Annotated in this window: 12 protein-coding genes and 1 pseudogene; 11 read left to right on the top strand and 2 right to left on the bottom strand. The window is 44.2% G+C overall.

Annotated elements, in window-relative coordinates:
• Positions 1 to 26: 26 nt before the first annotated feature.
• From LLF92_07060 to LLF92_07010, 11 genes are all read left to right on the top strand, one after another.
• Positions 27 to 1328, top strand: a complete 1302-nt coding sequence (locus LLF92_07060; GenBank protein MCE5340872.1) for an alpha-L-fucosidase — start codon at positions 27 to 29, stop codon at positions 1326 to 1328.
• A 62-nt stretch (positions 1329 to 1390) separates the two neighbouring features.
• Entirely contained in the window at positions 1391 to 1864 is a 474-nt protein-coding gene (locus LLF92_07055) for a hypothetical protein (GenBank protein MCE5340871.1), read from the top strand.
• Positions 1864 to 3576: a glycoside hydrolase family 127 protein gene (locus LLF92_07050; GenBank protein ID MCE5340870.1), complete on the top strand. Its 1713-nt coding sequence runs from the start codon at positions 1864 to 1866 to the stop codon at positions 3574 to 3576. Before LLF92_07055 ends, LLF92_07050 begins: the two co-directional genes overlap by 1 nt.
• A gap of 290 nt (positions 3577 to 3866) precedes the next feature.
• On the top strand, positions 3867 to 4523 hold the full coding sequence (locus LLF92_07045) for a GntR family transcriptional regulator (protein MCE5340869.1): 657 nt from the start codon (positions 3867 to 3869) through the stop codon (positions 4521 to 4523).
• Positions 4501 to 5244 (top strand): SDR family oxidoreductase, encoded by a 744-nt coding sequence (locus LLF92_07040; protein ID MCE5340868.1) that lies wholly within the window; start codon positions 4501 to 4503, stop codon positions 5242 to 5244. The genes LLF92_07045 and LLF92_07040 overlap by 23 nt, the downstream gene beginning before the upstream one ends.
• A gap of 16 nt (positions 5245 to 5260) precedes the next feature.
• Positions 5261 to 6181 carry an amidohydrolase gene (locus LLF92_07035; GenBank protein ID MCE5340867.1) on the top strand — a complete coding sequence of 307 codons (921 nt, stop codon included), beginning with the start codon at positions 5261 to 5263 and terminating at the stop codon, positions 6179 to 6181.
• A 17-nt stretch (positions 6182 to 6198) separates the two neighbouring features.
• Complete coding sequence (locus LLF92_07030) at positions 6199 to 6960, top strand: glucose 1-dehydrogenase (GenBank protein MCE5340866.1); 762 nt, start codon at positions 6199 to 6201, stop codon at positions 6958 to 6960.
• Between the two features lie 18 nt (positions 6961 to 6978).
• Entirely contained in the window at positions 6979 to 8439 is a 1461-nt protein-coding gene (locus tag LLF92_07025) for an aldehyde dehydrogenase family protein (GenBank protein ID MCE5340865.1), read from the top strand.
• A 7-nt stretch (positions 8440 to 8446) separates the two neighbouring features.
• Positions 8447 to 10618, top strand: a complete 2172-nt coding sequence (locus LLF92_07020) for a hypothetical protein (GenBank protein MCE5340864.1) — start codon at positions 8447 to 8449, stop codon at positions 10616 to 10618.
• A 7-nt stretch (positions 10619 to 10625) separates the two neighbouring features.
• Positions 10626 to 12014, top strand: a complete 1389-nt coding sequence (locus LLF92_07015; protein ID MCE5340863.1) for an NAD-dependent malic enzyme — start codon at positions 10626 to 10628, stop codon at positions 12012 to 12014.
• Positions 12015 to 12017: 3 nt separating this feature from the next.
• Positions 12018 to 12446, top strand: a complete 429-nt coding sequence (locus LLF92_07010) for a VOC family protein (GenBank protein MCE5340862.1) — start codon at positions 12018 to 12020, stop codon at positions 12444 to 12446.
• An 83-nt stretch (positions 12447 to 12529) separates the two neighbouring features.
• On the opposite strand, the pseudogene LLF92_07005 reads toward LLF92_07010, so the two are convergent.
• Together LLF92_07005 and LLF92_07000 are read right to left on the bottom strand one after the other, a co-directional pair.
• Positions 12530 to 12685 (bottom strand): annotated as a pseudogene (locus LLF92_07005) (transposase domain-containing protein).
• 157 nt (positions 12686 to 12842) lie between these two features.
• A complete protein-coding gene (locus LLF92_07000) occupies positions 12843 to 13919 on the bottom strand; it encodes an integrase core domain-containing protein (GenBank protein MCE5340861.1) in 1077 nt (358 codons plus the stop codon).
• Between the last annotated feature and the right edge of the window lie 6 nt (positions 13920 to 13925).

Genomic DNA, 13925 nt, shown 5'->3' with positions numbered 1-13925 from the left:
TAATATTATGAGCAGAATGGAGTTTTATGACAGAATTTAACGAACAAAATGTTTCCAATGTGGATTTTGCGTCGCCTGCAAGTAGGCAATGGTTTCAGGACAGCCGTTTCGGATTATTCATTCACTGGGGTTTGTACGCCCTGACCGGCAGAGATATGTGGTATTATTCTCTCGAAGAAGTTCCCCATGACCATTATGAGCGTCTCTTCCAGCGTTTTGACCCTGTTAAATATGACCCGATGGCTTGGGCAAGACTTGCAAAGCAGGCTGGCTGCAAATACGCCGTTTTCGTAAGCAAACATCATGATGGTTTTTGTCTGTGGGATACTAAATATACTGACTTCAAAGTCACTAACACGCCCTATGGCAGGGATGTGCTTAAAATGTTTGTTGATGCTTTTCGAGCTAATGAAATCAAGGTCGGAATTTATTATTCTCTATTGGATTGGCATCACCCTCATTTTACCGTTGACAAACTGCATCCTGCCAAATCGCGTCTATCCGAGCTAAACAAAGGAAGAATCTTCTCGAATTATCAGCGGTTTCTCCGGGATCAGATTCATGAATTAATGACAGGATATGGAAAGATTGATATTTTTTGGGCAGACTTCTCATATGTCGATAACTGCGCGGATTTTTCATATGCCGACTCTGCCAATGGCAAAACTGCTGCCGCATGGCGGTCAAAAGAATTACACGAAATGATGCGAAAGCTTCAACCGGACATCTTAATTAATAATCGCATGGGCATTCCGGGAGACTTTTGTACGCCCGAACAATACATTCCAGCAGAAGATGTTGCAAGAGCCGAAAACGCTCCCATGTGGGAGGCATGTGAGACTATTGGTTCTTCCTGGGGCTACTGCCGGGGTGATAACGCGATCAAACCCGTCAAGGAGCTGATTAGAAATATAGTCACATGTGTAAGCAATAATGGCAATCTGCTTCTTAATGTCGGGCCTACTCCACATGGCATAATTCAGCACGAATTTGTTGATACTCTTTCAGAAATTGGCCGTTGGCTTGAAACAAATGGCGAATCTATTTATGGAGCGGGTTCTGCCGACTACAAATTTCCTCAAGGAGGTTGTCCAGAGTTTCGTCCAATTACCACCCAAAAAGGCCGTGTGTTATATATGCACTGTTTGGATAAATATCCATCCTTTAGAGTGATTTTGCCGGGTTTGGCTTCGAAGGTAAAATACATTGAATGTCTGTGTGATGGCACAGATGTTGAATTTGAATTTAGTGGTGCAGATATAATATTTAATCCGCCTGTAATTCATCCTGACCCTTATGACACGGTATTTAAATTTGTATTGCGATAGGGTTATGACAATTAAGTTACGCTGCAATGCCTATAAATAAAATTTTTAATAGGAGTGCCAACATGGCAAAACTCAACAATGCCAATACGACCGATATTGCCGAGGCTATAAGGCTTGGCTGTAGTACGATGTGCAGTGTGTTTAATGCTGATGATAATAATGTGCCTTTCTTTGGCTCCGAAGTTTGGCCTCATGGCAGTTTTGCTTTTTCACCCCATTGTAGTGAAAGCCATGTACCAGGCCGTCATCTTAACGCCTTGCTTAATGCGGAAGATGTATTGGGAATTGCCATTGATCCTGTTGCTATCGATTATCATGCCAATACTGCGTTCTTATCCTATAGCGGCCCATTGTGTTTGCCGTTGAATCGTAAAGAAATGGGCGGCACATTTGGCACCTTTTGTCCGCATCATATTCGCGAAGGTTTTCACGCTCTTTATGCTTTGGTTAAGTATCGTCAGAGCGACAGGGCACAGGATATTGCGGGAAAAAGTATCGACTGTATTCCAGCTTGTTTATTAATTGGGGGGCTATAATGCATCCAACAGACAGAATAACTCTGCCTAATTTAGTTGATAGGGCTAAGTTAGCCATAAATTGCCTTACACAGCATTGTGACAAAGCACGCGGGCACCTCCCCTATTTTTATACCCGCCTTAGTGACAGGCCTTTATCTGCTATTTTAGCCACTTGGTCGTATGGCGATGGATTGGGCCGTGCGGTTGATGCTTTGACGCTTTTGAGAACAATGGTCGGAGACCACATCGATCATGTCGAAGATAAAAGTATGCGGGCAACGCTTTTGGGCTTGATTGGGCGTGACAACCTGTCATGGTGTCCGGCCGAGCCATGGACATTGGACGTGCCTCATACCAGGCCGGCCTGGCTGCAGCAGGGGACTTTATTGGGTCTCACTTCATTATGGCAATATACCGGCGAGCATAACTATAGAAATATTGCACAGCAGAATATTCTCGCCGTTGCCGGGATGTCACGCTATCAGGAATTGAAAAAGTATGCGGATTTTCCAGGAGATTATTACACTATACGCGACGGTTGGCAAAATCCGCCGGACGATTCCAATCATAGAAAATCTGTTTTTAATACATCAATCACAATGCCCTTAATGAGATTTTATCGTTTGACCGGTTTTGAACCGGCGCTGGAACTTGCCTCTAATTTGATATCATGGGCAATCATCGACCATGACGGACTCGAAGGGCTGTTTAATCGCGGACATTTTCATTCATACAGTCGTCTGATGACAGCTATTATCTTACGCGGAATTATCAAAAATGATACGCATGACATTGAATTTGGCATCAGACTCTTTGCCAAGGCCCTGACTTTAGGCACACTGTCGGGATGGTTTCCGGAACAAATCAATAACACGGAGCACAACCGTTCAAACCTTTCTGAGACATGCTGTTTAACCGATATGCTGGAATCAGCTATATTGCTGGCTCGACATGTAGATCCGCAGTATTGGAATCATATCGAAAGATGGGCCAATAACCATCTGCTCGTTCATCAGATAACGGATTCTGATTGGTTTGATCAGACGACTTTTGTACCTCGCTCGCAGCATGTACTTGGCTTTAATTGCCAGAAAACGATTAATGTGGAAGGTGTTCGCGAAGGTGATATTCTTAAACGTACTCTCATTGGTGGCTATGCTGGATGGGGTGCTGTTACCGCCATGTCTGATGATTCAATGTTTTCCAATTCAAACCAGCAATGTTGTAACGCTGCTGGTGCCAGAGGCTTGTACGATGTATGGCGATATGCTGTTACGGATGATGATACAACTTTAAAGGTCAATCTTCATATCAATCGCAGGCATCAATGCGCGGATATCGCCGTAGCCGTGAACCAGGAAGAGTGCTTTTTGTCCTTTCACATCTCAAAACCGCGTAAGCTTCTTGTGCGAATTCCTGAATTCATAAAACCGCGGGAGATGATAGTCAAAATTAACAAAAAACTGTATAAGGTGGAACCGAATAATGGTTACATTTCCCTGGGGAAACTTGTTCCATGCGATAAAGTGGAAATTGTTTATCCATGTAAGATCTACAGTACGACTGAGCGCGTTGCGTCCAGCGAATTTACCTTTGAATGGCGAGGAACGCATGTAATAAAAGCTACTCCACTCCAGAAGATTCATCCGCTGTTTATAGATACAAGATTTGAGCAGGCAAGAGAGCGAGACGATGTTCAGGTAATTGCAAAGGAGATAGAATCAATTTAGACAGTCCTGTGCAAAAATTAATCTTGTTGAGACAGTTTTAAAACCAGTTGTAGTTTGCAGCGAATTGTTAACAGAAGATAATGTCAAATAAAGAAGTTGAAAAACGAGTTATTTCAAGATAGGATTTTTTTCAAACATTGCGAGGATCACCAGTTGAAATCCAACCCGTCTGGCTCAAAAACCTGATCATGACATTCTTCGAACTTTTTTTAATCCCCCTAAAAATATCATTGACAAGTTGCTTTTATTGTATATTGTATACAAAATACAATAAGTTATGGAACACCTTTATGACTTTTCCGAAAATAAGCGACCAGATATATGAAACACTGCTCAAGCGGATAATTGACCACAAGCTCAAACCTGGCGAACGGCTGTTGGAAGAACAGCTTGGTTGTGACTTGGGGGTAAGCCGTACACCGCTTCGTGATGCCATAAATGCTTTAGCCAAAGACGGTTTTGTAAGAGTTGAGCCGCGACGCGGCGCATCAGTGCAAGACTTTCAGCTAAAGGATTTGATTGAAGTCTATGATATTCGCATGGCATTGGAGGGGTTGGCGGCAAAGCTTGCCACGGGCAACATCAATCACGATGTTTTAGAGCATTTAACCAATGAATTTAAAAGTAATGATGTACGAAAGCTGCTAAAAGCTGATACAAGTCTGCATCAAATAGTTATTGAAAGCTGTAATAATGTAAAGTTGCAGGAAATGCTCATAAACCTTGGCAATCTTGTGCAGGTGTTCAGAACCGCAGGTTACCGATCGGCAACGCGTTCCAAATCTGCCACAGTGTATCATATTAAGATTGTAAAGGCATTAATGAATCGAGACGGCGGCGAGGCCGAACGGCTTATGCGAGAGCATATCGAGAAAACAAAGAACGAAATTATAAATGAATTTCAGGCGAAGACGGACAAAGCTGATGGATTTATTATTAAAAAATAAAGTGGCGTTAGTTACAGGTGCAGCTCAGGGATTGGGAAAGTCTATCGCAGCATCATTGCACGAAGAGGGTGCAATTGTTGTGCGGACAGACATTAATTTTGAAAAGGCCGCAATTGTTGCCTTAATGGACAATGAAAGACTGTATGATTATAAGATCGATGTCTCCAAACAAGCCCAGGTTTTTCAATTAGTAAATGCTATAGTAAACCGCTTCGGCAAAATAGATATACTTGTCAACAATGCGGGTATTTGTCCACGGACGGAGTTTGGGAAAATAACCGAACAGGAATGGGATCAGGTTCTGGCGGTGAATCTTAAAAGCGTGTTTATGCTGTCCCAGGCGGTTCTTGGGCAGATGAAGCAAAAATGCTATGGCAAAATTGTCAGTATTGCCTCAGCAGCTGGTAAAATCGGCGGAGCGCAAGTCGGTGCGCATTACTCAGCCTCAAAAGCGGGTGTTATCTGCCTGACCAAATCGATAGCGTTAAACGCGGCATCTTTCGGCATAAATGTCAATGCGGTATGTCCTGGTGTAATCAATACGGAAATGACGGCAAGCATCTCTCAGGAAAAGATTGATAAATACAACGATATGATACCGCTGGGCAGAATCGGAGTTCCCGGAGATGTGGCCAACGCAGTTCTATTTTTGGTTTCAGACGTTACAAACTACATAACCGGCGAAATTATAGATGTTAATGGCGGATTTATTATGGACTAAGGTCGAAAGGTGGAAAATGGTTATTGATGCGCACATACATCTTTGGAATAAAGTTGCCGGCAGACTGGGGATTCAGAGAGTATCGCCGGTTGCAAACGGCGTGATACGAATAGGCTCAAAAGAATATCAGGGGATGCCAAGTTGGTTTAAAGACTGCCGCAGTTCCGCTGAATTGGCAATAGCGGCTTTCGACGATGCCGGTGTTGATGCCGCGGTAGTAACCCAGGAGTATCTGGATGGCAATCAAAATGAGTGTCTGCTCAAGGCACAAGAAAAATATCCTGGTCGGTTTTTCGTACATGGACTTATCGACTTTAGAGAACCCAAAAGATTAAGAAATGAATTTGCTTTTGTGCATAAAAAGGGGTTCAGGGGTATCAAATGTCCGGCGATGTTTTTGCCGCAACTGGGCGTTAGGCTTGATATCCCAGATTTAATGTATGTTTGGGAACAAATGGAAGCTGAAGGAATGGTGCTTTCAATTGATTTGATGCCGGGCGATGTGCAAGTCGGACAAATGAAAAATATTGTCAGGAATTTTAAGAAACTCAAAATCGCCATAGGACATTTCGGTATGGCAGGTCATGGCGACTGGATGTCCCAGATTAGATTGGCAGAATTTGAGAATGTATATATCGAGTGCGGCGGCATTATCTGGCTTTTTCGGCAGGAAGGACCACCATTCAAACAGGCGCAATCAAAAATCAGACAGGCTACGAAAGCGGTAGGTGCGCAAAAACTACTGTGGGGTTCAGACTATCCGCGGACTATGGTGGATTTTACGTATCGCCAGAGCCTCGAACTGGCTGTGAAAGGCTGCGACTTTATGAATAAAAACGAAAAAAAAGCTTTTCTTGGAGGTAACGCTGCCCGTATTTATGGATTTAAATATCGTCATAAAGATTGTTCGCCAAGAGTGCGGATTACAGAACTATAAAAAGGAGGAATAATACTATGAGATTGAAAGACAAAGTTGCGATAATTACTGGTTCAAGCAAAGGGATTGGCGAAGGAATTGCGAGGATTTTTTCAAAAGAGGGAGCAAAAGTTGTAATAACATGTCGGCATGAAGACGAGGGAAGAAAAATGGTCAATGAGCTCGGAGCCAAAAAAGGTAATGCTACTTTCATAAAGACAGATGTAACAAAAAGTGCAGACATTCAAAATTTGATAAAAAAAACAATAGAAGTCTATGGAAGGCTTGACATTTTGGTCAATAATGCGGGATATCACTTGTCAAAAAACGCCGAGGAAACATCTGAAGATGAATGGGAGTTTATCCAAAATACAAATCTAAGAAGTACTTTTCTTTGCTCTAAGTATGGCATACCTCATCTTCGCAAAACTAAAGGTAATATCATCAATATAAGCAGTATGGTAGGGGTAGTCGGCCAGCCGAACGCAGCGGCCTATTCAGCTACAAAGGGCGGACAAATAGCAATGACCAAAAATATGGCCATAGATTTTGCGTCGGATGGTATTCGCGTCAACGTAATTTGTCCGGGCTGGATTGCAACGCCGCTTGTGGAAGACTGGTTCAGTCAGCAAAAGAATCCTTCTGAAGCCAGAAAATATATTTATGCACAGCACCCGCTGGGAAGGATAGGGACGATAGAGGAGTGTGGCTATTTAGCAGCCTTTCTTGCCAGCGACGAAGCGTTGTTTATAACTGGTGCAAGATTCGATATTGATGGCGGCGTAACACTTGGTTATTAACTTAATGCTGGAGTAAAAATGGGAAACAAAAATTTTATCAATGGCCAATGGCTGGATAGTTCCTGTGGCCAGGAATATGAACAGCGTAATCCGGCGGACTTGACAGAAATAACGGGCATCTGGCCAAAATCATCCGTTGAAGACGTTAATACGGCAATTGAAGCAGCCGCGGCGGCATTTACTTCATGGAGCGGGCTCACTGTTTATCAGCGGGCAGAGTATTTTGTCAAAGTCCTGCAAGTAATGAAAAGCAGAGTCGATCAGATTGCTGCGGTAATCACCGCTGAAAACGGGAAGACTCTGAAAGAATCCAAAGGCGAAATCGAATCCGCCATCAAAGAAATGGAGTTTCAGATTGGTGAAGGATTGCGAATGGCGGGCGAAGTTATGCCTTCCGGACAGAGTGGTGTGATGGCATACAGTATGCGCAGACCGTTAGGAGTTGTCGCAGTGATTTCACCATGGAACTTCCCTTTTAACGTACCTTGTCGAAAGATTACCCCTGCCTTGATAACAGGCAACACCTGTGTATTTAAACCGGCAAATTTAACACCCGGGATTGGCGCGGAATTTGTGAAGCTCTTTGACGAGGCAGGTCTGCCGCCGGGCGTACTGAATTTTATAACAGGTTCAGGCGCAGTCATCGGCGATGCGATTGTGAGTAATCCGCTGATTAAAGCAGTAACTTTTACCGGCTCAACGGAAGTGGGAAGAAGCATTCATCAAAAGGCGGCTGCTAACTTTACCAGAACGCAGCTTGAGATGGGCGGCAAGAATCCGCTGGTTGTGCTGGCTGATGCGGACTTGCAGGCAGCGGCGAGTTCAGCAGTTCTTGCAGCTTATGCATGTGCGGGACAATGGTGTACTTCGACCAGTCGTGTTTTGATTGAAAAACGAATACTCAATGATTTTATGAGTCTGCTTTTGGACAAGATTCGAAAAATTGTCGTCGGCAGAGGAACAGACTCTCACGTAACGATGGGGCCGGTGTGTGGTAAGGCGCAAGTCGAAGGTATTATGGCATCAATTGAAAAAGGCAAAAATGAAAGTGCGAGACTTGTGATTGGCGGCAACAGAATGATGGAAGGCAGCTTCGCCAAAGGTTGTTTTGTTGAGCCTACGGTGTTTATGGATGTCAAACCGCACATGTATATCGCGCAGGAAGAAATTTTCGGTCCTGTTTTGTCAATCATGGCAGTCGATTCATTTGACGAAGCGATTGATATTGCTAACGGTGTGAAATTCGGTTTGTCTTCCTCGATTTATACAAGAGACCTCGAAAAGGCGATGATGTTTATTGAAAAAACAGATGTGGGTCTGACACACGTTAATGTCCCCACCGCTGTCAAGGAACCTCAATTGACCTTCGGCGGCGTAAAATTGTCCGGCTGCGGAATTCCGGAAGCAGGACATACCGGCGTTGAATTTTTTACCGAGCATAAAGTCGCATACATTAAATATCATAATGAAAAGGTTTAAATAAAAAATGAAACGCAGCAAACTCCAGTGCAAGTGTGACTTGCAGCATATCGAATCAGACACGTCCAGCTATACAGCTCTTGATAAACGGACATTGGCCAATATGGCTTTTGCGGTTTTTCTAATACGAGAGTTTGAGTTGATGTTGTTAAAGCTCTCGGCAGATGGTTGTATTCATGGGCCGGTGCACACAAGTATAGGTGAGGAAGCATGTGCGGCAGGCACAATGATGGCATTGCGGCAAAACGACAAAATTGCCTCAACACATCGCGCTCATCATCATTACCTTGCGAAGGTTATTTCGTACTATGCTGCCATATCAAATTTTGATGCGATGCAGCAGGATATGCCGGTTACGATACAGCAGGAGATAACCACGCTTCTTAGTGAAATTATGGGGCTTGCATCCGGCTGTTGTGGCGGTCGAGGCGGGTCGATGCATTTGCGGAATGCAAAAATCGGGGTTATCGGCACTAATGCCATCGTTGCCGGCGGTGTTCCGCTTGCGACAGGTGCAGCGTTTGCGTCAAAATACACTACAGAAAATTATGCAACAGTGTGTTTTCTCGGCGATGGAGCGGTCAATCAGGGCGCATTCCATGAGGCGGTTAATTTAGGTTCTATCTGGAAACTGCCAATTATCTATTTCATCGAGAATAACCATTATGCTGTTGCGACATCAATCAAAAACTCAACGGCAACTGAAGACCTTGCGGCTAAAGCCTGTGCATACAATATTCCCGGCCGTATCGTCGATGGAATGGATCCTGTTGCCGTATATGAAGCGGTCAATGATGCGGTGGATTATGTTCACAGTGGTAACGGTGCCATTATTGTTGAGGCGAAATGCTACCGCTTTGCCCACCACGCCGGCCCAATTGCTGGCAGTAATTTTGGCTATCGTTCAAAGGAGGAAGAGTCGCAGTGGCAGCAGCGAGACCCACACGCGATATTTGCACAAAATCTTATACGACATAATATATTGACGCAGCAGCAAATCGAATTTCTGCATGAAAAAGCAAAGTCAGCCGTAAATGCTGCCGTGGCTCAATGCTGTACCAGGCCTGATACAAAATATGTGGTTAAAGAAGGCCTTTCACCAACGCCCGCGAGCCTGACAACAGGACTGCGGAGCGATGGTAAGGAATTTGCAGGCATAACCTATAAGGAGAAGGAAGATTTCACCCATTTCGAGCAGAAGAAATATGTCGAAGCGATTGCATCGGTAACGGGCAGGCACCTCGAACAAGATACAAAGGTATTTGTTGTCGGTGAAGAAATCGCCAATTTTGGCGGCGGACCTTATGGTGCAACTAAAGGATGGCCGGCTAAATATCCCCTGCGCGTTCTCAATACCCCCATTTCGGAATGTGGTTTTGTCGGCCTTGCCGGCGGAGCTGCTATGAGCGGACTTAAGCCTATCGTGGAAATTATGTTTCCTGATTTTGCTCTTGTCGCTGCAGACCAGTTATTCAATCAGCTTGGCAAGTTAAGACATATATACGGCAATTCGACGGATATGCCGGTCGTAGTACGGACGCGTATTGCGATGGGCTGCGGTTATGGCGGCCAGCACTCGATGGATCCGGTGGGGCTTTTTGGACTTTTCAGCGGCTGGCGAGTGGTTGCGCCATCCAATGCATTCGATTATATCGGTTTGTTCAATACCGCTATGAGTTCACTTGATCCGGTGCTGATTGTTGAACATCACGAACTCTACCCGGCAAAATCTGATGTGCCAAAAGACGATATTGATTATTGCATTCCCTTTGGCAAGGCAAATGTGGTACGAACAGGAAAAGATGTAACCGTACTGGCGTATTCATCTGCTGTGAATCTGTGTAAACAGGCAGGCGATACGCTAAGTGCGCAGGGTATTGACATTGAGCTTATTGACCTGCGGTCGGTTAGTCCGGCAGACATTGACTATATGACCATCGGGTCTTCATTGAACAAGACAGGCAAATTGGTTATTGTTGAGCAGACGGCAGCAAGTATGGCCATCGGATATAGGATTGTCGCTGAATGTCAGAGACGATTTTTCGATTCCCTTAAAAAACCCGCCGCTATGATTACGGGAGTCGATGTGCCATTGCCGGTTTCAAAGCAGCTTGAAACAGCAGCTATGCTGTCAATTGGACAAGTAAGTAATGCTATTCAGGAACTTTTGAAAAGATAGGATTTTTATGGCGATGGATGTAAGTAGAATCAGTTGGCAGGAGCGTTATCGCGCTCCAGAAGTTTATACACTGCGGTGCAGGATTCAGGACAAGCCCGGTATGCTCGGCAAACTGCTGGCGACGATAGGGCAGGAAAAAGCGAATCTCGGCGATGTCAGCACGGTCGGGATTGAGGGCATCAGTAAAATTCGCGATGTTCAGGTGTTTTGCTCCAACAAAAAACAATTGGATGGCGTGGTTATCGCTGTTAATGGCGTTGAGGGTATTGAGATTCTCGGCGTAAACGATAATATGTTTGATATGCACCATCGCGGTGCGATTGAAATGGTAAGCAGAGTGCCGATAAAAAGTCTAACCGACCTTAGAATGGTCTATACGCCCGGCGTTGCGTTTGTCTGCAATGAGATAGTCAAAAATCCTGAATCAGCGTGGGAACTGACCGGCTTGTGCGACAGAGTGGCGATAGTAACGGACGGTACGGCTGTTCTTGGACTGGGCAATATCGGTATCGTGCCATCACTGCCGGTGATGGAGGGCAAGGCCGCAATCTTCGCGGAATTTGCTGGAGTAAGCGCGATTCCGATTCTTGTCGATTCGAAAAAGCCCGATGAAATAGTCGAGACTGTTTGCAAAATAGCGCCGAGCTTTGGCGCAATTCAGCTTGAAGATATATCTGCGCCGACGTGTTTTGAAGTTGAAGATAAATTGCAGGCTCGGCTTAACATTCCGGTATTTCACGATGACCAGCACGGAACGGCAACGGTAAGTCTTGCCGCTATAATTAACGCTTTGAAGAAAACCAATCGCAAGCCCGAAGACTGCACGGCGATAATTGTCGGAGCCGGTGCCGCAGGAATAGCAATTACAAAAATGCTTCTGAAATTCGGAATAAAAGATATTATTGTTTATGATTCCGTTGGGCCATTATATAAATGCAGAACAGAAAAGATGAATCCGTACAAACATAAAATAGCGGAGATAACAAATAAGAATAACGTAAGGGGCGGACTGCTGGAAGGATTTAAGGGCAGGGATATTTTTATCGGTGTTGCACAGCCAAAAATGGTATCGTGCGATATGATATCTGCAATGGCAAAGAACGCGTTGGTGTTCCCGTTGAGCAATCCGGTTGGCGAAATCAGCGTTGACGAAGCGCTTGCGGCTGGGGCAGCGGTTGCTGCTGACGGCAGGACGATTAATAACGCTCTTGCGTATCCGGGTTTGTTTAGAGGCGCTCTCGATGTTAAGGCCAAACAGATAACGATTGAAATGCAGATAGCTGTGTCGAAAATGCTTGCTTCGCTTGCACCGGATGGCGCGTTGCTGCCTGATATGCTGGATCTGAACGTTCATAAAAAAGTGGCTGCTGCTGCGGTGAATGCCTACAAGGAATAGAAAATGATTAAAAGCTTGGGACATGTTGGTTTGGGTGTAAGTAGTATGGGAAAATCTCTGGAATTTTATAGGGATTTTCTGGGGATGAAGGTTCTGATGGAATTGGATGTTACGGATGACCGAATTGGCAGGGTCATTGGCGTCAAAGGTGCACAATGCAAAATTGCCCATTTGCAATTAGGCGATGGCATCCTCGAACTATTTGAATACAGCAATCCCGTAGGAATCAATAGAGCAAAAGATATGCGACAATGCGACTATGGACTCATTCATATCGGATTTGAGGTCAATGAATTCCATAAACATGTAAAAAAATTCAAAGAGATAGGACTTGAATTTCTTGGTGAACCGGTTGAATTTCGACCGGGTGTGTGGGTGGTTTATTTACGTGGTCCGGACGGTGAAGTTATTGAATTACGTCAACAGCCGTAATATAATGTTGATTGAGGGGTAGTTAATAATTCTCAGGGTGGTGCTGGCGTATCATCTCGGCAAATCACACCCCTGCAAAAAATTTATGCGGCAGCTTTGTCGGCTGATTTTTCCGGTGTTTTCCAATTACTCGGCAGCAACTCATCAATCTTTTCCACCGGATGAGTACTAATTTTGCTCAGCACGTCCCTGAAGTATGCAAAGGGATCAATATTATTTAATTTACAGCTGGCTACCACCTCGCCACATCTCGACTCTACATTGAAAATTTGGTCAGTGATATCGCTGAAAACTTTTGAGTTTTTTGTTTTAGCTGGTTGGAAATGCTGTCTTTGATAAAAGTTTCTGCAAAGCGCACACTAATCACTGTGGATGTATCTGAAAAGCAATGGCTTGTCAGGCCGCTAATCTGTGATATGATTTGAGCAGGCCGCCGAGCCGTTTGATGCAGACGATTTCAGAATCTTCATCTGTTTTATGAATCGGCTCAATTATCATGCCGAGTGATTGATGAATTCTTTCGTGATGATAATAGTCACGGTAAGAATTTAATGCGTATTCAAGCTGTTTTACTGAAGACAGTATCAGATGATCCAGATACTCCGATTTTACGGATTTCACAAATCTTTCCGCGTAAGAATTTAAATCAGGGCTTCGCGGCGGCAGCTTTACCGGTTTTACACCAGAGGATTTTAATATATTGTGGAATCCATCCGTGTAAAGCGGGTCTCTGTCGTGGATTAGGTATTTCTTGCCTTTAAGAAAACCATCTTCATAATCAGTTAAAATCTTTGCTACCTGTTCCATGTACATACCATCAGGCTGGGGTTTAATGGGTGCAAAGAAAACTTTTCTGGTAGAAAGCTCAATGACAAAGAAAACAGTACATCGTATAAGTTTTCGTCCTACGAGCAGTTCAATCGTAAAGAAATCGCAGGCAGCTAAGACATTCCAATGGCTTTTTATAAACTGCCACCATGTAGCTTTTACGGTTAAGTCGGGTTCAGGATTATAACCATTTTCGATAAGTATATTTTTGACGGTTGATTCGCTAATCTTAAATCCCAAATACATAATCTGGTCTGTTATTTTCTGATAACCCCAGCGCGGATTTTCATTTTTGAATTTGATGACCAGTTGTACTATGCCATGATTGATTTGTGGTCTTCCGACTTTGCCGCGATTTTCAGCGCCATTATATTTCTCAGCAACGAGTTTGTTAAACCATCCAAGTATGGTATCTGGCGTAAACAGCACTGTACACTGTTCCAACATTTTTCTACTGAGCTTCTTTGTTTTGGCAGCTACTCGCATTTTTTGGTTCTTTGTCAGCAGAATCCGTTTATTCTGTTTTTCCTGCTGCTCTATAAGTACCCGGACCTGTTCCCGAAGATAATCAATAGCTTTATAAAGTTCGTTGTCAATGCAATAGGCAAGACATGTGACCAATGTAATCCATAATTCCTGTTTCATAGTCTC

Source organism: Planctomycetaceae bacterium (genome assembly GCA_021371795.1).
GTDB lineage: Bacteria > Planctomycetota > Phycisphaerae > Sedimentisphaerales > UBA12454 > UBA12454.
The sequence above is the reverse complement of the archived record's forward strand: the minus strand, read 5'-3'. Positions and strand labels throughout refer to the sequence as shown.